Raw genomic sequence first — 25,971 nt, forward strand, 5'->3', positions numbered from 1 at the left:
ACGCATCCGATCCTGACGGCACCAAATGGTGACGTCTTAACCCAAGCGCTACGGTGAAGCCATGTTTGACGTCCTAGTCTATCTGTACGAAACCTATTACCGGCCTGATGCCTGCCCGGACTCAGAGGCGCTGGTAAAGAAACTATCCGCTATCGGCTTTGAAGAAGAAGAGATCGCGAAGGCTCTCGGTTGGCTGACTGCGCTGGCTGAGACCACCAACGAACTCTCCGACTCCTATCCGCATCAGACGGCGTTCTCCTTCGGCATCCGCATCTACGCAACGCAGGAAATGGATGTGCTGGGCACACCTGCGGTCGGCTTCATCCAATTCCTCGAATCGGCCAAGCTGATCAATCCGGTGCAACGCGAGATCGTCATCGAACGCGCACTGGCAGCCGGTGAATCGCCGATCTCTCTCGAAAAGCTGAAAGTCATCGTGCTCATGGTGTTGTGGAGCCAGGGCAAGGAACCGGATGGCCTGATTTTCGATGAGCTCTTCGTTGACGACGAAGATGCACCACCACGGATGTTGCACTAAGCTGCAGGCCGAGCAGGCATGTCCACCCACACCGGACATGCCTCTTCAACAACATCTGTTTTGTCTCCCGCTTGCGGATTTCCCAGCAACGCGCTTATCATTGGCCGCTTGACGGCTATGCAATTATTATATTAGGCGGCTTTTTCATGGGAAATTGCCTCTGCGATATGCTGCAAGCCGTGTACCGCACATTCAGAGATGTGCCACTTTCGAGACCCTATTTACTATGACAAAGACCCTCATCATTGCCGAGAAGCCATCCGTCGCGAACGATATCGCGAAGACGCTCGGCGGCTTTACCAAGCACGATGAGTACTTTGAATCCGACGAATACGTCCTTTCCTCCGCGGTCGGCCATCTGGTCGAAATCACCGTCCCGGAAGAATATGACGTCAAACGCGGCAAATGGACCTTCACCCATTTGCCGATGATTCCGCCGCATTTCGCACTCAATCCCATCGCCAAGACTGAATCACGCCTGAAAGTGCTGAACAAGCTCATCAAGCGCAAGGATGTCACCGGCCTCATCAACGCATGTGACGCCGGGCGCGAAGGGGAATTGATTTTCCGCCTGATTGCGCAATACACGAAGGCCAAGCAACCGATCAAACGCCTGTGGTTACAGTCGATGACACCGGCCGCGATTCGTGAAGCGTTCAAAAACCTGCGTAGCGATGAAGAAATGCTGCCGCTGGCAGATGCCGCCCGCTGCCGCAGCGAAGCTGACTGGCTGATCGGTATCAACGGCACCCGCGCCATGACCGCTTTCAACTCGAAAGAAGGCGGCTTCTACCTGACCACCGTTGGCCGCGTCCAAACACCAACGCTGTCCATCGTGGTGGAGCGCGAAGAAAAGATTAAGAAGTTCGTCCCACGTGATTACTGGGAAGTGCGCGCGGAGTTCATCTGCGCTGCCGGTATCTACCAGGGTCGCTGGCTGGACACCGCCTTCAAGAAGGATGAAACCGATCCGGAACGTCGCGCCGAGCGCCTGTGGAGCAAGGCTGCGGCCGAATCCATCGTTGCCGCCTGCCGCGGCAAGCAAGGCAATGTCACTGAGGAATCGAAACCGACCACTTCGATGGCGCCGGCCCTGTTCGACCTGACCAGCCTGCAACGCGAAGCCAATGCACGCTTCGGCTTCTCCGCCAAGAACACACTGGGCCTGGCGCAGGCATTGTATGAAAAGCACAAGGTCCTGACTTACCCGCGTACTGATTCGCGCCACCTGCCGGAAGATTACCTGCCGACCGTGTTGCAGACGCTGGACGTGATTGCCGAAAACAATAACTACCATCAGTTCGCGAAACAAATCACGGACAACAAATGGGTCAAGCCGAACAAACGGATTTTCGACAACACGAAAATCAGTGATCACTTTGCGATCATCCCGACCACCCAAGCACCGAAGAATTTGTCGGAGCCGGAACAAAAACTGTACGACCTGGTGACACGTCGCTTCATGGCGATCTTCTTCCCGGCCGCAGAGTTCCAGGTCACCACACGCTTTACCGAAGTCTCCGGCCATCAGTTCAAAACTGAAGGCAAGGTCATGACCAATCCGGGCTGGCTCGCGGTCTACGGCAAAGAAGTCATAGACGAAAAAGATCCGGAAAACAGCGGCACGCTGGTACCGGTCGCCAAAGGCGAGAAAGTCAAAACCGAATCGGTGGTCGCCAACGGCCTCGTCACCAAACCGCCAGCACGTTACTCTGAAGCGACGCTGTTGTCGGCGATGGAAGGCGCAGGCAAGCTGATCGACAACGACGGCTTGCGCGATGCGATGGCAGGCAAAGGCCTGGGCACACCAGCGACCCGCGCAGCCATCATCGAGGGCTTGCTGAATGAGAAATACCTGCTGCGCGAAGGCCGGGAAATGATCCCGACCGCGAAGGCCTTCCAGTTGATGACCTTGTTGCGCGGCCTCGGCGTGAATGAACTGACCGCACCTGAACTGACCGGAGAATGGGAATACAAGCTGTCGGAAATGGAACGCGGCAAAATCAGCCGTGAAGAATTCATGCGCGAAATCGCGCAAATGACGCAAATCATCGTCAAGCGCGCCAAAGAATACGACAACGACACCATCCCTGGCGATTACGCGACACTGAAAACCCCGTGCCCGAATTGCGGCGGCGTAGTGAAAGAAAACTACCGTCGTTTCGCCTGCACCAAGTGCGAATTCTCGATGAGCAAAACGCCGGGCAGCCGTCAGTTTGAAATCGATGAAGTCGAAGAATTGCTGGCCAACAAAACGATAGGACCGCTGCAAGGCTTCCGTTCGAAAATGGGCCGCCCGTTCGCTGCCGTGCTGAAAATCTCGCGCGACGAAGAAATCAAAAACTACAAACTGGAATTTGATTTCGGCCAGAACGACGATGATGAAAACGCAGAAGCAGTCGACTTCAGCGGCCAGACTTCACTCGGCCCGTGCCCGAAATGCGCAGGCGGTGTCTACGAATTGCCACTGTCCTATGTCTGCGAAAACTCGGTAGCCAAACCGAAGACTTGCGATTTCCGCAGCGGCCGCATCATCCTGCAACAGGAAATCCTGCCGGAACAAATGAGCAAACTGCTCAACGAAGGCAAAACCGATTTGCTGCCTGGCTTTGTCTCGCAACGCACACGTCGTGCGTTCAAGGCTTACCTGGTACGCGGCAAGGATGGCAAAACCAGCTTTGAATTTGAACCGCGCAAGGAAAAAGCGCCAGCCAAAGGCAAGGCTGCAGCCAATGCAGACGACGCGGCAGACGCAACTGCAGAAGTAGCAGCCAAACCGGCGAAGAAGGCAGCGGCCAAACCCGCAGCCAAGAAAGCCGTAGCGAAAAAGAAGGCGCCAGCCAAAAAAGCGGCTGCTTAATCGGTGAGTCGTACTGCGCATCGATACTCGATGCGCAGTACAATCTTTGCATCACAGGTAAGCGAACACGTATCACACGGCCTTGATCGTTAATCTTGTATCAGCTACCGAGGGGAATACCATGGATCAACTCGAACCACGCGTCCCAAGCAAAGACGAATGCAATATCGCGATGCTGGCCCACCTGCTCGGCATCTTTACCGGCTTCCTCGGCGCACTCATCATCTGGATCCTGAAGAAAGATGATTCCGCCTACATCTCCAACCAGTCCAAGGAAGCACTGAACTTCCAGATCACCATCACCATCGGTTTTGTCATCGCATGGGTGCTGGCCTTCATCCTGATCGGCTTCATCTTCATACCGGTGCTGCTGGTACTTAACCTGATCTTTTGCATTATCGCCGCGATGGCGGCATCCAAAGGCCAGGACTATCGCTATCCGCTGACACTGCGTCTGGTGCAATAAACTTCGCATTCATCTCCTGAAGGGCAGCGCAACTCGCAAGAGCGCTGCCCTTCATTTTTCTTATTACGACGCCATGGCTGACAATCTGCTCAACCCTCCCTCTGACCTGCCGGTACCACAAAATGACGGTGCCTGTGATCACCTGCGCGGCATGCAAGTGCCTGCCATCGGCTTGCGGGCAACATCGGGCGTAACCGTGAATCTGGCGCAAGAGGGTGCGCCATGGGTGGTGGTGTATTGCTATCCGCGCACCGGCAGACCCGGGCAGGAATTGCCCGGCGGAGCCGATGCATGGAATGCGATACCGGGTGCACGTGGCTGTTCGCCGCAGTCCTGCGCATATCGTGATCACTACAGCGAATTACAGGCGCTGGGGGCGACCGTGTACGGTTTGAGTACGCAAGACAGTGATTATCAAAAGGAAGCGACAGAGCGCCTGGAATTGCCGTTCCCGTTGCTCAGCGATGCACAGCTCGCGTTCGCTAACGCCTTGCGTTTGCCTACCTTCAGCTTTGCCGGACTGGACCTGATCAAACGGCTGACCCTGATCATCCGCGCCGGACGGATAGAAGAAGTGTTCTATCCGGTCTTCCCGTCCGACTCGGATGCCGGACATGTGGTGGCCTGGCTCAGCGCGCACCAGGACAAATAATCAATTAACAGCGACGCCTTCCAGCGCCAGCAGGAAGCGTTTGCGTTCCACGCCACCAGCGTAGCCGGTCACAGCACCGGACGAACCGATGACACGATGGCAGGGTACGATAATCGATACCGGATTCTTGCCTATCGCCGACCCCACTGCGCGCAAAGCCTTGGGGTTACCCAGCTTTTGCGCGTGCTGTGCATAGCTGACGCTGGCACCGAACGGAATCGCACTCAGTTCCTGCCACACCGAACGCTGGAAAGCAGTACCACTCATATCGAGCGCCACATCAAACTCGGTACGCTGACCGGAAAAATACTCATCCAGTTGCTGCGCCGTGGCCTGCAAATGCTTCCATGCCGGCGAAGCCGTTGACGCCTGTTGCCAGCCATCCTTGCCCTTGAAGTGCTTGTGCTCTTCAAAATAAATACCGCTCAGGCCTTGCTCCGTCGCTGCCAGCAACAGACGTCCGACCGGACTTGGGTGTTCTATATAAAAAATCATGATGCTTCCTTTGTCTCTATCGCTACGATCAGCTTAGTGAGTTCCACAACAACAGCGCGGTATACGCACGCCACGGTGACCAGTTAGCAGCACGCGCCAGCAACTCTTTCTCCGTCAGTCGCGCACCGCCTGCCACTTCCACCGCCGCCTTTTGCAAACCCAGGTCGCCAGCCGGGAAGGCATTTGGAAAGCGCAAGGCGCGCATCGCCACATACTGCGCCGTCCATTCGCCTATGCCGCGTACGGTTTTCAGGCTGGTCACGCATTCTTCCAGCGAGGCACCTGGTTTCATCTGCAAACCACCTTCCGCCGCAAACAGCGCCAGGCTTTGTATCGCCAGCGCACGGGCACCGGGCATACCCAGGCCAGCGATATCAGACACGCTGGCTTGTGCCAGTCTTTCCGCTGTCGGGAAGTGGCGGTTGATACCAATGAACGGCGTCTCGGCAGGCTCGCCAAAAGCATGCACCAGGCGTCCGGATACCGTGGTTGCGCCAGCCACACTCACTTGCTGCCCCAGCACCGCACGTATCGCCAGTTCAAAGGTATCGAAGGTGCCGGGCACGCGCATGCCCGGCACCGCCCTGATTTGCGCCGCCAACAATGGATCGGCAGACAGATGGGCGGCTATTACTTCCGGATTCGCATCGAGGTCGAACTGTTTGCGCACACGTGCCAGCATAGGCATCAATACGGGCGCAAGATTAGCGGGTAGCGATAATTCCAGTTGTTTGCGTGCGGGCAGATGCTTCACGCGCAACCAGCCAGCTACGCCATTCAGCATCACGCTGCGTGCGTAGGAGCGTGTACCGGGCGTTTCCTCGATTACCCCTTCGACACCGGGTATCGCACGTCCGGCCAGATAGTCCAGCATCGCTTCCCATGCATATGGCGGGCGGTAAGCAAGACGTAACGTAATCGCATCCTGCCCGTTTGCAGGCGTCACACCTGCGGCACGCCGTATGCTGGTCGGTGCCATGCCGTAGCGTGCCAGGAAGAGCGCATTGAAGCGGCGTATGCTGCCGAAGCCTGCCGCATAGGCCACATCACTCATGGGCAGGTTAGTTTCCTGCAGCAATTTCTTGGCGAATAACAAGCGTTGCGTCTGCGCCAGCTCAACCGGCGTCACGCCGAAATGTTCAAGCAAGACACGCCGCAGTTGTCGTGACGACAAACCCACCTCTGCCGACAATCTTTCCGTATCACCATCATTCAGCGCACCTGCCGCTATCCTTTGCCATACCGCATATGCCAGGTTTTGCTGCAAGGCGTAGGGTGCCAGCTCCGGCCTACAGCGCAGACAGGGACGAAAGCCCGCGGCCTCAGCCGCAGCGGCGGTGCTGAAGTAAGTACACGAAGATTCACGCGGAGTTTTAACCGAGCAGACCGGACGGCAATATATGCCGGTCGTTTTAATTCCAACAAAAAACACGCCATCGAAGCGCGCATCCTTGGCCGCCAGTGCGCGATAGCAACTCGCCGGAACCAGCAGCGGCGTGTGTTTTGATGAGTCGGGAGTGAGCGTATCCATGGCGTATTTATACGCGTCGGACGGGATAGCGTCTAGCCGTTTTCGGACAAGATCCCCGGCAGGATATTTCCATGCGGCGATGGCCGCATGGGGCAGGAATTACTTATCAGCGCCAGCCTGCTTTTGCATCTGGAAGGCCAGCGAGATATGGGCAAACTCGATCAGGATGTCCTGTGTGCCGCCATTGAAAGTGCTAAATGAATTACCGGTACGCACCACCAGTCGTGGCGGAAACAACCAGCTGAGAAAAGGGATGCCTATCATCTTCGCACTGCGTACATCGCGCCATTCGACCTGTCGGTTATACAACCAGGTTTGAGTGATGCCCTTGTCATCGATGGTGATGGTTGAGCGCAGGAACCAGTAATAGCTGACCACCAACATGACAGCTGCGCCAAACAACAGGACTTTGACACTCAGGCCATACTCCAGCAAAGGAAAGCGTCGCGTGATATCGATCGCATAAACAAACAGGCTGATCGAAAAAACACTGGCCAAAATCTTGAACCACAAACTATAGGCCGGGCCAGTGACGGTTTTTTCCGGCTTGTAAAAATTCATTGTCATATTATTACTGCTCGATTCATGGGCGTGGCGGCATCATCGCACATCTGCCCGCTACAGTCGAAATTAGCGTGCAGCAGGACCTCGCAACGCGGTCCGGCGCACGATGATGTCGCGCCAGATTTGTCGTCTGCCGTCATCGTCTATCGCGCCCCAGACCGTGATCTCGTCTATGGTGCGCATACAACCGCTGCAATAAGTTGTGCGCGGGTCGACCCGGCAGATGCCTATGCAGGGCGAGGGCAAAGACGTCGCATCGATATCGAGGTAAGAAATCAGGACGTCGAGATCTTCAGGGTGCGCAGGTTTTCGGCGCATGGGACGGATACCGGAGAATGACAGATAGCCGCAAGTATAAACGGCTGCCGACCACTAAGGGCGGGCAGCCGTCTGAATGATGCAATACCGCTTAGGCGGCGAGTGCGACCGACATCGAAGGACGCAGCAAGACCGGGATCGATTTCGAGGTTGGCGTATTGCAGACATCACCGACGCTATTGAGCGGCACCAGCGGATTGGTCTCCGGATAGTAGGCACCGATACAACCGCGTGGAATATCGTATTCCACCAGCAGGAAGCGATTCGCATGACGTTCTATGCCATCGTCCCACACGGTGCTCATATCCACCCATTCACCAGCCTTGTAGCCCAGCATCAGCAAATCTTCCGGGTTGATAAAGACTACACGACGCTGACCGAAGACACCACGATAACGGTCATCCATCGCATAGATAGTCGTGTTGTACTGATCATGCGAACGGGTCGTCATCAATGTCATCAGCTGTGCACCGTGTTGCTGCTTGGCGCGGCGGATAGGCGTGTCTTGCTGGATGTTGTGCACGATGAAATTCGCTTTGCCGGTATCGGTCAGCCACTCACGTTCACGCGACGCCACACGCAGGTGGAAACCACCTGGTTTCGCAATGCGTTCATTGTAGTTTTCAAAACCATCGAGCACCTGCTCGATCGCATCACGCACCAGCGAGTAGTCAGCCGCATAAGCAAGCCAGTCGACTTTCTCCGAGCCCAGTGTCGCATGTGCGATGTTGGCGACGATGGCGGTTTCCGACATCAGGTTTTTCGACGCTGGTGTGTTCATGCCGTAAGAGATGTGCACCATGCTCATCGAATCTTCCACCGTCACGCCTTGCGCCACACCGTTTTGCTTATCGATCTCGGTACGACCCAGCGTAGGCAGGATCAGTGCATCGGCACCATGCACCAGATGGCTGCGATTCAGTTTGGTGGTGATATGCACGGTCAGGTTGCACGAACGCAGCGCGTCAAATGTACGCGGGGTATCCGGCGTCGCCATCACAAAGTTACCGCCCAGGCCGATGAATACTTTTACATGGCCTTCCAGCATTTCATGGATGGTTTCAACCACATCGTAGCCGTGTTCGCGCGGTGGCTCGAAGTTGAATACTTTGCCCAGGCTGCTCAGGAATTCCTGCGATGGCTTTTCTTCGATGCCGACGGTGCGATTACCCTGTACATTCGAATGGCCACGCACAGGGCACAGGCCCGCGCCTTCGCGACCGATATTCCCGCGCATCATCATCAGGTTGGACAGCATGTGCACGGTCTGCACCGAGTTTTTGTGTTGGGTAATGCCCATGCCCCAGGTTGCGATCACACGTTTGCCATTGACATAGATGCGGCTCAGTTTTTCGATATCGTCACGCGACACGCCGGACTCATCAACCAGCTCCTGCCAGTCCTGCATGCGCAAGTCGGCGGCGAAGGCGTCAAAACCTGCGCAGTGCTCTGCGATGAAGGCGGTATCCAGTACGCGCTCGGTACCGAGTGCAAGCGCTTCGTCATCCAGCTCCAGCGTGCGTTTGGCCACGCCTTTGATCAAAGCGAAGTCACCACCCAGTTTAGGCTGGATGAAAGTCGAGGCAATCTTGGTGCTCGACAAGGTCAGCATTTCCACCACGCTTTGCGGATCGGCAAAACGTTCAAGACCGCGTTCACGCAAGGGATTGATGGAGACGATCACTGCGCCACGCTTCGAGCATTCACGTAATTCACCCAGCATACGTGGATGATTGGTCGCAGGATTCTGACCAAAGATCAGCAACGTATCAGCATGTTCAAAGTCATCCAACGTTACTGTACCTTTGCCGACGCCTACGGTAGATGGCAGGCCACGGCTGGTTGCCTCGTGACACATATTCGAACAGTCAGGGAAGTTGTTGGTGCCGAACATGCGCACAAACAATTGATACACGAAAGCCGCTTCATTACCGGCACGACCCGAAGTATAGAAAGCAGCCTGGTGCGGATTGTCCAGTTGATGCAGATGCGATGCGATCAGCTTATACGCATCAGCCCAGCTAACAGGCACGTACTTGTCTGTCTTGGCGTCATAGCGCATAGGGTCGGTCAGGCGACCGTGTTGCTCCAGCTCGTAGTCGGATTGCTCGAGCAGTGCTGCTACTGTGTTCTTTTCAAAGAAGGCAGGCGTCACACGTTTGCTGGTCGCTTCCGCTGCAACCGCCTTCACGCCATTTTCACAAAACTCAAATGTCGACGCATGCTGACGATCAGGCCAGGCACAGCCCGGGCAATCAAAACCTTCAGGCTGGTTTTGTTTGAACAGCGTACGATATTTACCGCCAGCGACTTTTTCCTTGATCATATTGATGGCGACATACTTCACCGCTCCCCAGCCACCGGCCGGATGATCATAGGTTTCTATAGTGCCTTGCGACTTCGACTTTTCCACGTTTGCTTTCCTTTTCGCGGGCCCACCGCCATGCAGATAAGTCATGCATGATCACCTTGTGTGCCACGTACATGCAGCTTAGGACCGCTATGATTTTGAAGAGCGTACACATTGAATGAAATAAAAAGAGTACAGTTTGAGTAGCGACAAATCTGTGCTTTATTCGGCGCGTTAAGGAAACGTAAATCCATCTGGAATGCCGCATCAACACTAGGATATTTTGCAAACGTATATGTCTCATTACAGGCGAAAAAATTAACATGACAAGCAGCAGGGGCATTTGTGAAGCTGTATGAAAAGCTGGCAAAAGATATTGAAGAGCTGATCGAGAACGGCGTGTTCCGACCAGGTGAACGCTTGCCGTCTATACGCCAGACCAGTCAGCATCACCGCCTCAGCATCACCACTGTCGTGCATGCATTCCTGCTGCTCGAAAGCAAAGGCGTGATCGAAAGTCATCCGCAATCCGGCTACTTCGTACGCGTGCCGCCGCAATCGACAAATGGCAAAGTGCCGCAGGAATTGCGCACTTCACAACCGCTGGCTATCTCGTCACAGGTTGACGTCAGTCATCTGGTGCTATCGACGCTGCGTTCGATCACCAACGATGCGGTACCGCTAGGCTCACCTTACCCCGACCCTAGTTTGTTCCCGTCAGAAAAAATCAATCGCTATGCATACGGCATCACCCGTCGACAAACCAAGTGGGGCGTCACCGATGCTTTGCCGCCCGGTCATCCCGACCTGATACGGCAAATCGCCAGACGCTATCTGGAAAACGGCAGCGCTATCGATCCGAATGAAATCGTCGTTACTGTCGGCGCTACCGAAGCGATCAATCTTTGTCTGCAAGCGGTCGGCAAGGCCGGCGATATCGTCGCCGTTGAATCACCTACCTTCTATGCGATGTTGCACGCGATCGAACGTATGGGTATGCGTGCGATAGAAGTCGCCACTCATCCGCGTGAAGGTATAGACCTGGCAGCGCTGGAAGAAATACTCGACCAGCATGAGATCGCCGCCTGCATGATCATGCCCAATTTCCAGAACCCGCTCGGCTTCCAGATGCCGGATGAAAAGAAACGTGCGCTGGTCGAACTGATTACCAAGCGCCAGGTGCCTGTCATAGAGAACGATGTCTACAACGAGCTGTACTACGGTGACACGCATCCGACTTCACTCAAGTCCTACGACACCGAAGGTCTGGTCTTGCACTGCGCATCATTCTCGAAGAGTCTGACCTCTGCTTACCGCATAGGCTGGGCCATGCCGGGACGTTATCGCGACCAGGTAGAGAAACTGAAATTCCTGAACACGCTGACCACACCAACCATCCCGCAGCTGGCGATAGCCGAGTATCTGGAACATGACGGCTACGAACATCATCTGCGCCACATTCGCAAAATCTACGCGCAGCAAGCCAACATCATGCGCGCCGCAGTCAAGCGCTTCTTCCCGGAAGGCACGCAGACCTCGGAGCCCAAGGGCGGTTATGTGCTGTGGGTAGAGCTGCCACCGCAAGTCGATTCGATGAAGCTGTATGAGCTGGCCTTGCAGGCCGGCATCACCATCGGTCCCGGCTATATGTTCTCGACCACCAACGGTTATAACAACTTCATCCGCCTGAACTATAGCTATCCGTGGTCAGCCAGCATAGAAGATGCACTCAGAACGGTAGGCAAACTGGCCGGCGATTGCATACGGCAGGCAGAACGTGCGCTTGCTGCGCGCACGCGTGAAAACTATAATACTTAGAACTCATTTCATAAGTATCCGTGAGATGCGTTCTACATCAGTAACACGGCAGGTCAGATACTGCCGTGCGCATGACGCTCCACAGAGAGCGCAGCGGAGACGGGATGTCCGATAACAATACAAGCAGGCCGGACATCAGCACTAGTGCATTAAAAGGAAGCCTCTCATCATGGCGAACGCAACAGCGCAACACGAGGACGATCTGGATCCGATCAAAGTCACCATCCTGCGGCATTTATGGGAAGCGTCGCAAGAGAGCGATGGTAAAGCGTGGTCGCTGGCCAAACTCAGCAAGCGCACATGCGTACCCATGAGCACCTTGCGCCGTACGCTGAGCGAATTTGAAGATGCTGGCATCGTTGAAGTGACGAATCATGAAGACGGTCGTATCTTTGCGGCACTCAATGACACCGGCATAGAAATCTTCCCCACGCTGTTCAGCACGCAATAGACATTACTGTTCAGCAGCATCCGGTAGCAACTGCCACGTCCACATCTGACCATCCTCCGCATCGTCGAACACAGCTGCAAACTGGAAACCGAATTTCTTCAGTATCGCGTTCGATGCATTCTCTTCATTCGCCGTATGTGCGATCACAGTCAGCTGCGGCTGCGCTGTTTTTGCGATCTGCAGTAATTGCTGCACCATCGCAGTAGCAACGCCTTGTCCTTCATGATCAGGAAAGGTGAGATAACCTATCTCTACCTTGCCATCCTGCGGCGGTGCCTTGAATGCGCAGGCCCCCACCAGCTTGCGATCCCGCTGCGCGAGATAGCCCAGCCACGGCGGAGTGTAGCCCGCATCCGCATACAAACGCGTAGTCGCAGCACACACTTGTCGTGCGATGTCGCTCAATACGCCGACCTTACCCATCGGTTTTCCGTGCACATTAATTTGAATCAAATCGATATCAGACATGGCTGGGATTCCGCTCACTGTTTGTAAGCGTCACGTAAGAAAAAACACAGCGACGATCACGCGTTGAAAAATATTTGAGGTATTTAATCAGAATAACTGCAGCGCCACAAACGCGCCTTTGTTACATCGAAACGCTCGCCATCTTGGTGCATGTAAGTTCCGTGCAAGCTTTCGTTTGTCACTTTCCAGAGTTGGAAAAATCGCGTGTTTTCCCTATGAAACAGACTCTGGTTTTCAACTAAAAATTCCACCGGAAAGCAGCAAAAAAAAATCTCCGGCATCCGTCATCTACATTTAACACATACGATTTTTTAATGGTGATTTTTAAAAATCGCGCGAAAAATAAGGGCTTACTTGTTGCGATGCAACTTGACATATGCATACGAAAGCGCATTCTACGCACGTCAGTACTGCCGCCATTAAAAATCAATGGATGCTACCTGTCGGTTGATGAATCAAAGTGATTTCTAAAAAATATAAAAGGAGATACACAATGAAGAAGAGCCACAAGCAGAATCAGACGACTACCTCCTCCCGCCGCAAATTCCTGGGGACCGCAACAACCGCAAGCGCAGCAGCCGCACTTAGCTTCCCAATGATTTCGACAGCGCAGACTGTCACCCAGATGCGCTTCCAAAGCACCTGGCCTAGTAAAGATATTTTCCACGAATACGCGCAAGACTTCGCCAAGAAGGTCAATGATATGACCGGTGGTGAGCTCAAGATTGAAGTTTTACCAGCAGGTGCTGTAGTGCCAGCCTTCGGCCTGTTGGATGCGGTATCGAAAGGTACACTCGACGGCGGCCACGGTGTGATGGGCTACAACTACGGCAAACAAAGTGCAATCGCATTGTGGACATCCGGTCCGGTATTCGGCATGGATGCGAACATGGTGCTGGCATGGCATAAATACGGCGGCGGTAAAGAGCTGCTGGAGAAACTGTATACCTCCATCGGTGCCAACGTCACTTCCTTCCTGACCGGCCCTATGCCGACTCAACCACTGGGATGGTTCAAAAAACCGATCACCAAGAAAGAAGACCTGCAAGGCCTGAAGTTCCGTACCAACGGCCTCGCGATTGATCTGTTTACCGCGATGGGCGCAGCGGTGAATGCCTTGCCAGGTGGCGAGATCGTACCTGCCATGGACCGCGGCCTGCTGGATGGCGCTGAGTTCAACAACGCCAGCTCGGATCGTGTCCTCGGCTTCCCTGACGTTTCCAAAGTCTGCATGCTGCAAAGCTTCCATCAAAGCTCCGAGCAGTTCGAGATCACCTTCAATAAAACCAAGTACGAAGGACTGCCGCCGAAGATGAAAGCCATCATCGCGAATGCGGTGGAAGCTTCGTCAGCAGATATGTCATGGAAAGCCATCGACCGCTATTCGAAAGATTATCGCGAGATGCAAACCAAGGATGGCGTCAAATTCTACAAAACGCCGGACGCCATACTGCAAACCCAACTCTCCATCTGGGATGACGTCGTCGCCAAGAAAGGGGCCGACAACGCATTGTTCAAGGAAGTAGAGAAATCACAAAGAACCTTCGCCGAACGTGCCATGAAGTGGGACATGGACACCAATAACAACAGGCGCATGGCATACAACCACTACTTCGCCCGCACCGCTCCGAAGAAAGCCTAAGCGGCATCGATCGCGTTTTCTACGACACCATCCAGGACATCGGATGGTGTTTTATTAAGCGCAGACAAACGTCGCGGCTGCGGCTACATCCCCTGTCTTTGAATCGGAGCCTTTATGCAGAACCTTTTATTTTTCATCGACAAGGTCAGCAGTTGGGTAGGTCAATTATTTTCCTGGCTTATCGTTATTTTGACCTTTCTCATTTCGTGGGAAGTGTTCGCACGCTATGCGCTGAACAGTCCCAATCCCTGGTCCTTTGACCTGATGATCATGGCGTATGGCACTGCCTTCATGATGGCGGGTGCATACACGCTGGCAAAGAACGGCCATGTCCGTGGCGACGTGCTGTACGGTTTTTTCCCGCCACGCCTGCAAGCCGGGCTGGATCTGACCTTGTACTTTGTTTTCTTTATTCCTGGCGTCATCGCCCTGGTATGGGCCGGCTATACCTACGCCGCCGAATCACTGGCCATCAAGGAACATTCAACACTTACTGCGAACGGTCCACCGCTTTATCCGTTCAAGATGGTGATTCCGATCTCGGGTGTACTCCTGCTGATGCAGGGTGTGGTCGAAATCATCCGCTGCATCATCTGCCTGAAAGAGGGTGAATGGCCTTCGCGTGAAAAAGACGTGGAAGAAGTGGACGTAGATAAACTCAAGGCGATGGTACATGTAAAAGATAAAGACATCGCCGCCGTTGACCAGCTCATCGTCAACAACACAGGAGGTAAGCCATGAGGAAAGAAGTCTGGTTCGGCCTGTCCATCCTGATTGCCATTGTGATTGGTTTGTTTGTCCTGATGCCTTCACCCGAGCATATGACCAACGGTCATCTGGGCTTGCTGATGCTGGCACTGGTTGTAGTTGCCATCATGCTGGGTTTCCCTACCGCGTTTACGCTGATGGGCATGGGCGTGATGTTTGCATGGTTTGCGTTCTATAGTCGGGACCCCAGTCTTGCCACGCAGCAGACGCTGGACCTGATGGTGCAGCGTGCTTATTCGGTCATGGCGAATGATGTGCTGATCTCGATTCCCTTGTTCATCTTCATGGGATATCTGGTCGAGCGCGCCAACCTCATCGAAAAGCTATTCAAGAGCCTGCATATCGCCATGGCACGGGTTCCTGGTTCACTGGCAGTCGCCACCATTGTTACCTGCGCCGTGTTTGCCACGGCTACCGGTATCGTTGGTGCGGTCGTCACGCTGATGGGCTTGCTGGCATTGCCAGCCATGCTGAAGGCTGGTTACAGCACCCAGCTGTCAGCAGGTGCAATCACCGCCGGTGGTTGCCTGGGCATCCTGATTCCGCCCTCGGTCTTGCTGATTGTGTACGGCGCGACTGCAGGTGTATCGGTAGTCAAACTGTATGCCGGTGCTTTCTTCCCGGGCATCATGCTGGCCGGTCTGTACATAGGCTATGTGATCATACTGGCGAAACTGAAACCCAGCGTGGCCCCGCCATTGTCTGCAGCGGAACGTCATGTCGACCTGCCAGCTTACGCGGAAAAAATCTCCACCTCCGTCAGCAATAATGTACTGCCCGGTTTGTTAGGTGCACTCAAGGGACGTCGCAATGCAGATGTCTCCACCCGCACCTTGCTCTCGCAACTGGGCATAGCGCTATTGCCTGCGCTGGCATTCGCACTGGTCATGGGAACCACCTATCGCCTGGTGACCAGTCCGGAAGCAGCACCGGTCGAAATCATGGAGATGGGGACAGGAGCAGAAGAGAGCGCTACTGAATCCGGCTCGCTCAATGATGGCTTCGGTGAACCACCGGCCGAAGGCGGCCTCAGCGAACCGCCGGTAGAAAATGCAACGGCAAGCACGGCAGAAGCTGCATCCCCGGCAGCTGCGGTAGCTGAACCACCGGCGGCAGCGAGTGCACCGACGGCACCGACCACACCAGCCGCGCCACAATCCAAGGCTGCACCGCAAAGCTACTGGATCGCATTCGGCATAGGTTTCGCGGCAATGATTGTGTTCTACGCGTTCTTCACCTTTGCCCGGCTGGAAATCTTCAAGATGTTGCTGGGTTCATTATTCCCGCTCGCCTTCATGATACTGGCGGTGCTGGGCAGCATTGTGTTCGGCCTGGCAACCCCGACTGAAGCGGCGGCCATGGGTGCATTCGGCGGCATCGTGCTGGCAGCCTGTTACCGTCGCTTCAACTTCGGCATGTTGAAAGAGTCGGCTTACCTGGCAACCAAAACCAGTGCCATGGTGTGTTGGCTATTCGTTGGTTCCAGTATCTTCTCCGCCTCCTTTGCACTACTGGGTGGACAAGAGATCATCAACGACTGGGTACTGTCGCTGGATATGACACCGCTGCAATTCATGATACTGGCGCAAATCATTATCTTCTTGCTGGGCTGGCCGCTGGAATGGACGGAGATCATCGTGATCTTCATGCCTATCTTTATTCCACTACTGGCACACTTTGATATCGATCCGCTGTTCTTTGGCTTGCTGGTGGCGATGAATCTGCAAACGGCATTCCTGTCTCCACCGGTCGCGATGTCGGCCTTTTACCTGAAAGGCGTCGCACCTGCACACGTGACCTTGAACCAGATCTTCCTCGGCATGATGCCCTTCATGGCGATACAGATCTTTGCACTCATCCTGCTTTACATGTTCCCGGCCATAGGTTTGTGGCTGCCGAACGTACTGTATAACTAAGCAGGCGCACGACAAAAAAACGGGATGTCAGCTCAGGCTGCATCCCGTTTTTTATTGGCCAGCCTGATGCAGGCTTAGCCGCAACTTGCCCCGCGTTTAGCCGCGATCGCATTACCGGCACGGCTGACCGCCTTGCGGCCCAGCTGCTCCGAAATAAATTGTCCGGCATCGACCACTATATCGAAATCGATACCGGTCTCTATGCCCAGGCCCTGCATCATGTAGAGTACATCTTCGGTCGCTACATTACCGGTCGCACCTTTGGCGTACGGACAACCACCGAGGCCTGCCACCGACGCGTGATAAATCGTGATACCGACTTCCAGGCTCGCGTAAATATTCGCCAGCGCCTGGCCGTAAGTGTCGTGGAAGTGACCGGACAAACGGTCGATAGGGAATTCCTCTATCGCGCGCTGCATCACCGTTTGCACATGGCGCGGTGTGGCCACGCCTATGGTGTCGGCGATATCGATTTCATCGCAGCCCAGTTCACGCAACTGGCGCACCACATCAGCCACGCTATCAGCTGTCACCTCGCCCTGGTACGGGCAACCGAAAGCACAACTCAGGGCACCACGCAAACGTAAATTGTGCTGCTTGGCCGCCTGCGCGACATCGCGGAAGCGCGCGATTGATTCAGCGATAGAGCAATTGATATTCTTTTGCGAAAAAGCCTCCGACGCCGCAGCAAAGATCACCACTTCATCGACACCTGCTGCCAGCGCGGCTTCGAAGCCCTTCATATTCGGCACCAGCGCCGAGTAGAGCGTACCCGGACGTCGGGTAATACCGGCCATCACTTCGGATGAAGTCGCCATCTGCGGCACCCACTTCGGCGACACAAAGGAAGCTGCTTCGACATTCGCAAAGCCTGCTTGCGACAAACGGTTGACCAGTTCTATCTTGGTCTCGGCGCTGATGGTTTGCGGTTCATTCTGCAAACCATCGCGCGGGCCGACCTCGATGATTTTGACGGATGCTGGCAGTGGCTGGGCAAGATTCAATTGAGGAACCTCAACTTGGCGGTGGAAGGAAAAACGGCCGGTCGAAAGTATCAACCGGCCGCATCAATTTCAAAAGTTACGAATTACGACGGCGTGACATCGCAGCGCGCATCGATAGCGGTACTGCGGGTATGCATGCCGAGTTTTTCCAGCAAGTCCTGATCGGCCATCGCTTCAGGATTACCGGTAGTCAGCAATTTGTCGCCGTAGAAAATCGAGTTTGCACCAGCAACGAAACACAGTGCCTGGATCGCTTCGCCCATTTCGCGACGACCTGCGGACAAACGCACACGAGCTTTAGGCATGGTGATACGCGCGACCGCAACGGTACGCACGAACTCCAGCGGATCGATCGCTTCGGTACCGTGCAAAGGTGTACCTTCAACCTGTACCAGGTTATTCACCGGCACCGATTCAGGATAAGGATCCATATTGCACAATTGCGCGATCAGGCCCGCGCGTTGCAGGCGCGATTCACCCATGCCGACGATACCGCCGCAGCAGACTTTGATACCGGCACCACGCACACGACCCAGCGTGTCGATACGGTTTTGGTAATCACGGGTCGAGATCACGTTCGAGTAAAACTCGGGCGCGGTATCCAGATTGTGGTTGTAGTAATCGAGACCGGCGTTTTTCAGTTTCTCGGCCTGGCCTTCGCCCAGCATGCCGAGGGTGGCGCAAGTTTCCAGGCCCATGGCCTTCACTTCACGCACCATCTCTTCCACTTTTTCCAGATCGCGGTCTTTAGGTTCGCGCCATGCCGCACCCATGCAGAAACGGGTCGCGCCGTGTGCCTTGGCTTCACGTGCAGCGGTCAGGACTTCTTCCAGCGGCAGGATTTTTTGTGCGGTCACGCCGGTGTCGTAGCGTGCAGCTTGCGGGCAATAGCCGCAATCTTCCGGGCAGCCACCGGTTTTGATCGACAACAGGGTCGCCAGCTCAACTTCAGTCGGATCGAAGTTTTCACGATGCACGGTTTGCGCACGGAACATCAATTCATTGAACGGCAGATTGAACAAGGCCAGCACATCGTCCACTGGCCAGGCAGTAGGGATGATAGGCGTTACTGGCGCTTGGAATGTTACTGGTTGCGACGACATCGAAAAACTCCTGACTAAAATTTAAATCGGGTATTCGCCAGATCAGGCCCGAGGCCAGTTCGGCAAACACGAAAAATCCAGATACGAAGCAGCAGCGGCTGGCAACGGTGCCGGCAAGCGCGGCACACAACCCAGCAAGGGCGCGGACAAACGTGCGCGTAATGCTTCGACATTATCCTCGGCAAACGGCATGGCAGCATCTACTGTATTTGCCACCCAGCCCACCAGCTTCAGGCCGCGTGCGGCAATCGCATCGGCGGTCAATAAAGCATGATTCAGGCATCCCAGCCGCAGCCCGACCACCATTATGACGGGCAAAGCCAGTTCCTGTGCTAAATCTGCAGTATCCGCATGGTCAGACAAAGGCACGCGGAAACCGCCTACACCCTCGACCACCACGGCATCCGCCATCTCACGCACCTGCGCATAACAGCTCTTAATATGCGCGATATCTATAGCAACGCCTTGCAACTCCGCCGAAACATGCGGCGCGCAGGCCTCACTCAGCAAATACGGCGTCGCCAATTCGCGCGGCAAAACCACATTTGCAGCCTGCGCCAGCGCGTCAGCGTCGTCATTGTGCCAGACCTGACCCTCACTTGTCTGAATTGGCGTGGCTCCGGCCGCCACACTTTTGATGGCCGCCGCCCGTACCCCTTGTTGCACCAGGGCATGTAACAAGGCGGTGGAAATCATGGTTTTACCGATTTCGGTATCGGTGCCGGTCACAAAACAATTAAAAGTAGCCGCCATTTTTATCCTCTGAGTTCCAGTTGCTGCAGCGCCTCGACCAGTTGCGTCACTTCAGCCGCAGTATGCGCCGCCGACAGTGTCACGCGCAGGCGCGCCGTATTGGCCGGTACGGTAGGCGGCCGGATCGCCGGCACCCACAGACCTTGTTCATATAAAGCAGCAGCGATCTTCATCGCCTCATCGTTGGCACCGATGATGACCGGCTGGATCGCGGTATCCGATGCCAGCGCCTGCCAACGCTGCGGCTGCAGTGCGCAACGCCATTGCGCGATCAGGGTTTGCAGATGTGCACGCCGTTCGCTGCCTTCTGCACCCTCTATGATGTCGAGGCTGGTCAGCAAGGCATGCGCAATCGCCGGTGGCGCAGCAGTTGTATAAATATATGGCCGTGCGCGCTGCACCAGCCATTCGATCACGCTCTTGTGGGCGGCGACGAAGGCACCGGCCACACCAGCCGCCTTGCCGAGCGTCCCCATATACACCAGGTTGGGTGAACTCAATGCATAGTGCTCCAGCACACCGCGACCATGCTCGCCGAGCACGCCAAAGCCATGCGCATCATCGACTACCAGCCATGCATCATGCTGTTCGCATAAAGCCAATAGTTGCGGCAAGTCGGCCAGATCGCCATCCATGCTGAATACGCTATCTGTTACCACCATCTTGTTGCTGGCTGTACTCGCTGCCAGCAAGCTGGCAAGTTGGGTCAGATCGCCGTGCGGATACACCTGCACATTCGCGCGCGACAAACGTGCGCCATCTATCAGCGACGCATGGTTCAGTGATTCAGAAAACAGGTCGGTACCGCTGCCGGACAAGGCACTGAGGATGGCGATATTCGCCATATAGCCAGTGCAGAAATACAATGCGCGCGCATCGGCAATCTGCGGCGCGACGAACTCTGCCAGTCGCTCTTCCAGCTCGGCATGTGCACGGCTGTGACCACTGATCAGATGCGAAGCACCGCTACCGGCACCGTACAGGCTGGCACCTTCCTGCAAGGCATTCACGATGCGTGGATGCGCCGCCAGGCCGAGATAATCATTGCTGCAGAATGCCAGCATGTCACGACCATCAACTTGCACACGTGGTGCGCATGGCGACTCGGTAATGCGACGGCGACGACGCAGGCTTAGAGCATCGATTTGCGCGAGTTGTTGTTCCAGTCCTGCGATCAGCTTGCTCATGCGCGCATGACCTTTTCAAAAACGGTTTGCGTACGTGCGGCCAGTCCATCTATCTCTTCATTGCTCAGGATGTAGGGCGGCATCAGATAAACAGTATTGCCGATAGGGCGCAGCAATAATTCATGCTCGAGCGCAGTCGTGAAGAAACGGCGCGAGAAGTTTGCTGCGGCGGCGGCATCAGCTATCACTGCATCGAAAGCCCAGATCATGCCGCGCTGGCGGAAGTTGCTGACTTGCGGATGCGCAGCCAACGGTGCCAATGCTTCAGTCAGACGCGCCGCTTTAGCCCGATTCGCATTGATCACATCATCTTCTTCAAAAATCGCCAGTGTCGCCAGTGCCGCACGGCATGCCAGCGGATTGCCGGTATAGGAATGCGAATGCAGGAAGCCGCGCGTCACATCACCGTGATAGAAGGATTGATAGATGTCATCAGTTGTCATCACCAGTGACAGCGGCAGGTAACCACCGCTAATGCCTTTGGACAAACAGAGGAAATCAGGCCAGATCGCCGCCTGTTCGCAAGCGAAGAAAGTACCGGTGCGACCACAACCGACCGCGATCTCATCCGCAATCAAATGCACCTGGTACTTATCGCACAGTGCACGTACTTCCTGCAGATACACCGTGTCATACATCGCCATGCCGGTCGCGCATTGCACCAGTGGCTCGACAATGAGGGCGGCGATATGCTTGCCGCGTTCCTGCAGCAGTGCCTCCAGTGCCGCAGCAGCGCGACGTGCGACATCGGCAGCAGTTTCACCGTCGCGTGCAGCACGCGCATCCGGGCTCATCACCACATGCGCATGTTGCAGCATGGAGTCGTACGCATCGCGGAAGATAGCGACATCAGTCACCGCCAGCGCACCTATGGTTTCACCGTGATAGCTCCCTTTCAGGCAAACAAATTCGCGCTTGTCGGCAAAGCCATTATTACGCCATGAATGGAAACTCATCTTCAGCGCGATCTCGACTGCCGATGCACCATCTGATGCATAGAAGCAGTGACCCAAAGCATGACCTGTACGAGCCGACAATTGCTCCGACAACTGCACTACGGGTTCATGCGTGAAGCCAGCCAGCATCGCATGCTCCAGCATATCGAGCTGGGAACGCAGTGCGCTGTTAATGCGCGGGTTGGCGTGGCCAAACATATTGACCCACCAGGAACTGATCGCATCCAGATAACGCTGACCATCGGTGTCATACAACCATGCGCCGCGACCGTGACTGACCGGTACCAGCGGCAAGGTTTCGTGATGCTGCATTTGCGTACATGGATGCCAGACGCTGCGCAGGCTGCGCGCGACCAGATCGTTATCCTTGTGCGGCGCTTTATTAATTGCATCCACCATTGAGTGTCTGCCTCTCTGCAATAATTTATTCGGGGAAGACGCCGTCTATATAAAACCAGCGTCCGTCTTCGCGTACGAAGCGGCTGATCTCGTGCAAACGCTGGGCACGACCACCGCTCTTGGAACGCGCGACAAATTCAACCGTCGCCTCATCCTGCCCGGGTACAAACTTGCGCACTTCCAGCCCCAGCCATTTGGTCGCGGCATCATGTACAAAGTCGGTCAGTGGCGGACGGGTCGACGCATGCCAGGTCGCGTGCACATAGTGCATCAGACCCAGGGCATACGCGCTGTAGCGCGAGCGCATCAGCGCTTCGGCAGTCGGCGCAGACGTGCCATCGTGATACGGTTTGCAGCACGTCGCATAATCGCCTTTGCCGCAGGGGCAAGCGGTCGTGATTGTTTTTGCCATCTTCTGTCCTGCTTGTTCAAGTTGCAATGACGTAATCCGAACGAACACCGTAGAATGACGTCATGCATTTCCGTCGGCTATTGTAGGCGCGCCTACCGGGAATGTGAATCTTATTGGATTGATACGGGACCGCGATGAATTTGCTTGAAGCACAACTAGCCTATCCATTTGACGACACGTTGCCAGACGTTGGCAGCACATTCGAGGTAATGCCCGGCATCAAGTGGCTGCGCATGGGCTTGCCCTTCGCCCTCAACCACATCAACCTGTGGCTGCTGGCCGATGAATACGAGGGTGAAAACGGCAAGGTCCGCGGCTGGACCGTCATCGACTGCGGCATCTCCAACGACGCCACCCGCGCCGCCTGGGAAACCATCTTCGCCACCCAACTGGAAGGCTTACCGATAGTGCGCGTCATCGCCACCCATTGCCATCCCGATCACGTCGGCCTGGCCGACTGGATCTGTAGTCGCTGGAACGTACCGCTGTGGATGACCACAGGTGAATATACCTTCGCCCGCATGATGTCCGCCGCCTTACCCGGCGCGGACGGCACCTCGATGTTCCCGTTCTTCAAACGTCATGGCCTGGCTGATCCGCAAATGCTGGCAGAGCTGGAAGGCCGCCGCAGCTACTACCCAACACTGGTACCTAGCGTGCCGACTTCATACATACGCATGCATGATCATCAAAGCTTTCGCATAGGCGATCATGCATGGCGCGTCATCACCGGCTTCGGCCACGCACCGGAACATGCTGCACTCTACTGCGCAGACCTCAACTTATTAATCTCCGGCGACATGGTGCTGCCGCGCATCTCGACCAACGTTTCAGTATTCGCAGTGGAACCCGAATCGAATCCGGTACAGCAATACCTGGACTCGCTGCTGAAATACAAAGACCTGCCGGAAGACACGCTGGTACTGCCGTCACACGGCAAACCTTTCCGTGGTTTGCATACGCGTATCCAGCAATTGTTTGACCATCATGCAGCGCGACTGGAAGAAGTACTGAAAGCTTGCGTCACACCACAATCGGCAGCGGACATCGTACCGATCATGTTTGTGCGTAAGCTGGATTCACATCAGTTAAGTTTCGCGCTGGGTGAGGCGCTCGCGCATTTGCACAAGCTGTGGAAGGATGGGATGTTGAAGCGGATTATTGATGAGGATGGGGTGATACGGTTTCAGGTTTACTAAGCTTTCAGAACCGAAACCCATCTAGTCTTATAGCAATACACCCCACTCTCTCAACGACTCATAGCATGTTTGAGATGAATAATGGATAAGGTCTGCTCTTGAATCTGCAATAGAATTAAAAGCATATTCGCGCTCCTTATTTTTCATTCCGAGAGTCGTGGCGAAAATATGCGGTTGATTTAAACCTTCATCCGATTTACGAGATATTAGTTTTCGAATACCAAGACGATCGTTGTTCTGGTTATCAAAACCATATCCAAGAAAAATTATATTCTCAGCTTGCCACAGCAGATCAAATGCATTGCTATCAATTTCATCTGCTCGGTCAGCGGGAATGACTCTCAGGCTTTTTACAGCGGAGGCCATCCTGTTACCTAGCGCCCTTGGTTCCTCTTCTACCAATCCATATCTGAAACTTGTTTCCGGCCCAAACTTCCCTAAATGCCCGTGTACATGGTGAATAGGAAACTGGCTTGATATTTCATAAGCTAAATCCGCGGTTAATCCATAGGTATTTTTTATAGCAGTATGCAAAAACAACTCTAAAGACCGATCATAGTTAAACGTTATAAATGACACATTATTATTTACAACGAGATCAGCAACGTCGTTTACTTGGTCATACATTCGGCTCCAAAGATAACCATACCAATCACTATTATTTGCCTTCCCATCTACCGAAAAGAGTTTTTCCGGTTTTTCACAATCTAGTAAGTACGCAGCTATAGCCGCTTTCCCCGCGTCAGAAAAAATATCCCTTCTCGCCAAAAAAGCATCTATCGAATGTGTACCGGATTCCTGAAATGAGGCGAAAAACGGTTCGGAATAAATTCCCAATAGAGTAGTCGCCGCAGAGAAAGCCCTTACTTTCTTTTCTTTAGGATAGGCTCTAGTTAAGCCACAAATTTCTCTCGACAACTCTGATCCAGTTGGAAAGCCAAAGCAGCAACTTGCACCGGCTCCTAAAACAAATGTTGTATTAGCTCTTAACATTGTTCCCCCTATGTTTTTGGCGCCTAAGAATATTCTGTTTCGCGCCATCTATGTTAATCCAGCGTTGCGTGCCGCTTTTGAATTCCACTGTGACGATGCCGTTTGTGGGGGACAGAAAATGGAAAAAGAAGTGGGTGTGTTTGAGCGCAGCGAGTTTCACCCACTTCCCATTTTTTGTCTCCCACAAACGGGAACCCCGCAGGGGCAGCGGCGCCGTGGTCGCCTTTCTTTGCGTACTTTCTTTGGCGAAGCAAAGAAAGTAAGTGGCCGCCGGGCCACACCCGGCAAGTCACCACGAAGAAAGACTGGTATTAGCGAAGAAACTAAAGCTTTCTAGCCTTCCTAGGCGCATTAGCAAACAAAAAATCATAAGCCCAATTAGGCAACAACCTAAGCACCTTAGCCACCACTCCCATCTGCCAAGGAATCACCCGATAGCTGCAGCCCGCAGCTATCGTGGCAGTCGCCACTTCAGCAAACTTCTCCACCGGCATCAAGAAGGGCATCGCATAATCATTCACCTGCGTCATAGGTGTATCGATGTAACCCGGTGCGATGGTCACTACCTTGATACCTGACTTCTTCAACTCCACCCGCAGCGATTCGCAGTAGCTGATCACAGCCGACTTCGACGCACTGTAAGCACCTGCTCCCGGCAAACCACGTATGCCCGCCACGCTGCCTATGCCGACCAGGCGGCAATTCGTGTGTCCAGCTGCAGCTTGCGCCTGCATGGCAGGAAGGAAGGGTGAGAAGGTCGCAACCGTCGCCGTGACATTGGTAGCAAACACCTGCTCAAACACTTCCAGGTCTTCCGCATACTCGGTCAGCGTGCCACGCGAGATGCCGGCGTTTGCGATAACGATATCTATACCTTGCGCGTGTGCGATGAAGTTAGTCGCGGCTTGTGCCAATGCCGCATGGTCATTGACGTTCAGCGCATAGATCTGATGATCCGCTGCGTGTGGCAAACCCGCCACCAGTTCCTGCAGCATTTCGTGACGGCGTGCCACCAGGCCCAGCACCGCACCTTGCTCTGCGTATTTACGCGCCAGTGCCGCACCCAGCCCGCTGGATGCACCTGTGATGAACACGCGTTGCCGATTCGTTGTCATGGACGTTCCCCAA

The 25,971-nt window shown here is 54.7% G+C and carries 25 protein-coding genes; 11 read left to right on the forward strand and 14 right to left on the reverse strand.

The window, feature by feature from the left end; genetic code table 11:
* Nucleotides 1-61: 61 nt before the first annotated feature.
* The 4 genes from IXC47_RS10290 to IXC47_RS10305 all read left to right on the forward strand — a co-directional run bounded on the left by IXC47_RS10290 (nt 62) and on the right by IXC47_RS10305 (nt 4,516).
* Nucleotides 62-538 carry a DUF494 family protein gene (locus tag IXC47_RS10290; protein ID WP_011979366.1) on the forward strand — a complete coding sequence of 159 codons (477 nt, stop codon included), beginning with the start codon at nt 62-64 and terminating at the stop codon, nt 536-538.
* Nucleotides 539-764: 226 nt separating this feature from the next.
* Nucleotides 765-3,398: a DNA topoisomerase III gene (locus IXC47_RS10295; RefSeq protein ID WP_195875581.1), complete on the forward strand. Its 2,634-nt coding sequence runs from the start codon at nt 765-767 to the stop codon at nt 3,396-3,398.
* Between the two features lie 121 nt (nt 3,399-3,519).
* Nucleotides 3,520-3,864: a DUF4870 domain-containing protein gene (locus IXC47_RS10300; RefSeq protein WP_175624284.1), complete on the forward strand. Its 345-nt coding sequence runs from the start codon at nt 3,520-3,522 to the stop codon at nt 3,862-3,864.
* A gap of 73 nt (nt 3,865-3,937) precedes the next feature.
* Nucleotides 3,938-4,516 carry a peroxiredoxin gene (locus IXC47_RS10305; protein ID WP_175624285.1) on the forward strand — a complete coding sequence of 193 codons (579 nt, stop codon included), beginning with the start codon at nt 3,938-3,940 and terminating at the stop codon, nt 4,514-4,516.
* Here IXC47_RS10305 and IXC47_RS10310 read toward each other — a convergent pair whose 3' ends face one another.
* The 5 genes from IXC47_RS10310 to IXC47_RS10330 form a co-directional block, all read right to left on the reverse strand.
* Nucleotides 4,517-5,011, reverse strand: a complete 495-nt coding sequence (locus tag IXC47_RS10310; protein ID WP_175624286.1) for a methylated-DNA--[protein]-cysteine S-methyltransferase — start codon at nt 5,009-5,011, stop codon at nt 4,517-4,519.
* Nucleotides 5,012-5,039: 28 nt separating this feature from the next.
* Nucleotides 5,040-6,542 (reverse strand): DNA-3-methyladenine glycosylase 2, encoded by a 1,503-nt coding sequence (locus tag IXC47_RS10315; RefSeq protein ID WP_195875582.1) that lies wholly within the window; start codon nt 6,540-6,542, stop codon nt 5,040-5,042.
* Nucleotides 6,543-6,641: 99 nt separating this feature from the next.
* The gene (locus IXC47_RS10320; RefSeq protein WP_175624288.1) at nt 6,642-7,109 is read right to left on the reverse strand and encodes a hypothetical protein; all 468 of its coding nucleotides are present in this window, start codon (nt 7,107-7,109) and stop codon (nt 6,642-6,644) included.
* Between the two features lie 63 nt (nt 7,110-7,172).
* Nucleotides 7,173-7,424 carry a DUF1289 domain-containing protein gene (locus tag IXC47_RS10325; protein ID WP_195875583.1) on the reverse strand — a complete coding sequence of 84 codons (252 nt, stop codon included), beginning with the start codon at nt 7,422-7,424 and terminating at the stop codon, nt 7,173-7,175.
* Between the two features lie 91 nt (nt 7,425-7,515).
* Nucleotides 7,516-9,837 (reverse strand): FdhF/YdeP family oxidoreductase, encoded by a 2,322-nt coding sequence (locus IXC47_RS10330; RefSeq protein WP_326838396.1) that lies wholly within the window; start codon nt 9,835-9,837, stop codon nt 7,516-7,518.
* A 282-nt stretch (nt 9,838-10,119) separates the two neighbouring features.
* Here IXC47_RS10330 and IXC47_RS10335 point away from each other — a divergent pair, with 282 nt between their 5' ends.
* Together IXC47_RS10335 and IXC47_RS10340 are read left to right on the forward strand one after the other, a co-directional pair.
* Entirely contained in the window at nt 10,120-11,592 is a 1,473-nt protein-coding gene (locus IXC47_RS10335) for an aminotransferase-like domain-containing protein (RefSeq protein ID WP_195875585.1), read from the forward strand.
* Between the two features lie 169 nt (nt 11,593-11,761).
* Nucleotides 11,762-12,043: a winged helix-turn-helix domain-containing protein gene (locus tag IXC47_RS10340; RefSeq protein ID WP_175624292.1), complete on the forward strand. Its 282-nt coding sequence runs from the start codon at nt 11,762-11,764 to the stop codon at nt 12,041-12,043.
* Between the two features lie 3 nt (nt 12,044-12,046).
* Here the strand turns inward: IXC47_RS10340 and IXC47_RS10345 are convergent, their stop codons facing one another.
* A complete protein-coding gene (locus tag IXC47_RS10345; RefSeq protein WP_175624293.1) occupies nt 12,047-12,511 on the reverse strand; it encodes a GNAT family N-acetyltransferase in 465 nt (154 codons plus the stop codon).
* 493 nt (nt 12,512-13,004) lie between these two features.
* Between IXC47_RS10345 and IXC47_RS10350 the strand changes: the two genes are divergently transcribed.
* The 3 genes from IXC47_RS10350 to IXC47_RS10360 all read left to right on the forward strand — a co-directional run bounded on the left by IXC47_RS10350 (nt 13,005) and on the right by IXC47_RS10360 (nt 16,837).
* Nucleotides 13,005-14,153, forward strand: coding sequence for a TRAP transporter substrate-binding protein (locus IXC47_RS10350; RefSeq protein WP_175624294.1), 1,149 nt, complete (start codon nt 13,005-13,007; stop codon nt 14,151-14,153).
* A gap of 114 nt (nt 14,154-14,267) precedes the next feature.
* Nucleotides 14,268-14,894: a TRAP transporter small permease subunit gene (locus IXC47_RS10355; protein WP_175624295.1), complete on the forward strand. Its 627-nt coding sequence runs from the start codon at nt 14,268-14,270 to the stop codon at nt 14,892-14,894.
* Nucleotides 14,891-16,837: a TRAP transporter large permease gene (locus IXC47_RS10360; protein ID WP_195875586.1), complete on the forward strand. Its 1,947-nt coding sequence runs from the start codon at nt 14,891-14,893 to the stop codon at nt 16,835-16,837. Before IXC47_RS10355 ends, IXC47_RS10360 begins: the two co-directional genes overlap by 4 nt.
* 74 nt (nt 16,838-16,911) lie before the next feature.
* Here the strand turns inward: IXC47_RS10360 and IXC47_RS10365 are convergent, their stop codons facing one another.
* The 6 genes from IXC47_RS10365 to IXC47_RS10390 form a co-directional block, all read right to left on the reverse strand.
* Nucleotides 16,912-17,841: a hydroxymethylglutaryl-CoA lyase gene (locus IXC47_RS10365; protein ID WP_175624297.1), complete on the reverse strand. Its 930-nt coding sequence runs from the start codon at nt 17,839-17,841 to the stop codon at nt 16,912-16,914.
* Between the two features lie 83 nt (nt 17,842-17,924).
* On the reverse strand, nt 17,925-18,944 hold the full coding sequence (gene bioB, locus IXC47_RS10370) for a biotin synthase BioB (protein ID WP_195875587.1): 1,020 nt from the start codon (nt 18,942-18,944) through the stop codon (nt 17,925-17,927).
* Between the two features lie 42 nt (nt 18,945-18,986).
* Nucleotides 18,987-19,697: a dethiobiotin synthase gene (gene bioD / locus IXC47_RS10375; protein ID WP_195875588.1), complete on the reverse strand. Its 711-nt coding sequence runs from the start codon at nt 19,695-19,697 to the stop codon at nt 18,987-18,989.
* Nucleotides 19,698-19,699: 2 nt separating this feature from the next.
* Nucleotides 19,700-20,884 carry an 8-amino-7-oxononanoate synthase gene (gene bioF / locus IXC47_RS10380; RefSeq protein WP_195875589.1) on the reverse strand — a complete coding sequence of 395 codons (1,185 nt, stop codon included), beginning with the start codon at nt 20,882-20,884 and terminating at the stop codon, nt 19,700-19,702.
* On the reverse strand, nt 20,881-22,239 hold the full coding sequence (gene bioA, locus IXC47_RS10385; protein ID WP_195875590.1) for an adenosylmethionine--8-amino-7-oxononanoate transaminase: 1,359 nt from the start codon (nt 22,237-22,239) through the stop codon (nt 20,881-20,883). Before bioA ends, bioF begins: the two co-directional genes overlap by 4 nt.
* Before the next feature lie 25 nt (nt 22,240-22,264).
* The gene (locus tag IXC47_RS10390) at nt 22,265-22,651 is read right to left on the reverse strand and encodes a YchJ family protein (protein WP_195875591.1); all 387 of its coding nucleotides are present in this window, start codon (nt 22,649-22,651) and stop codon (nt 22,265-22,267) included.
* A gap of 134 nt (nt 22,652-22,785) precedes the next feature.
* On the opposite strand from IXC47_RS10390, the gene IXC47_RS10395 reads away from it, so the two are divergent.
* On the forward strand, nt 22,786-23,850 hold the full coding sequence (locus tag IXC47_RS10395; protein ID WP_195875592.1) for an MBL fold metallo-hydrolase: 1,065 nt from the start codon (nt 22,786-22,788) through the stop codon (nt 23,848-23,850).
* Between the two features lie 27 nt (nt 23,851-23,877).
* Here the strand turns inward: IXC47_RS10395 and IXC47_RS10400 are convergent, their stop codons facing one another.
* On the reverse strand, nt 23,878-24,843 hold the full coding sequence (locus tag IXC47_RS10400) for an SIR2 family protein (protein ID WP_195875593.1): 966 nt from the start codon (nt 24,841-24,843) through the stop codon (nt 23,878-23,880).
* A 10-nt stretch (nt 24,844-24,853) separates the two neighbouring features.
* Here IXC47_RS10400 and IXC47_RS10405 point away from each other — a divergent pair, with 10 nt between their 5' ends.
* A complete protein-coding gene (locus IXC47_RS10405) occupies nt 24,854-25,180 on the forward strand; it encodes a hypothetical protein (RefSeq protein ID WP_195875594.1) in 327 nt (108 codons plus the stop codon).
* Here the strand turns inward: IXC47_RS10405 and IXC47_RS10410 are convergent.
* On the reverse strand, nt 25,167-25,958 hold the full coding sequence (locus IXC47_RS10410) for an SDR family oxidoreductase (RefSeq protein WP_195875595.1): 792 nt from the start codon (nt 25,956-25,958) through the stop codon (nt 25,167-25,169). The genes IXC47_RS10405 and IXC47_RS10410 overlap by 14 nt on opposite strands.
* Nucleotides 25,959-25,971: the final 13 nt, after the last annotated feature.

Origin of the sequence: Herminiimonas contaminans, assembly GCF_015645465.1 — a bacterium.
In the GTDB taxonomy this organism is placed as follows: Bacteria; Pseudomonadota; Gammaproteobacteria; order Burkholderiales; family Burkholderiaceae_D; genus Oxalicibacterium; species Oxalicibacterium contaminans.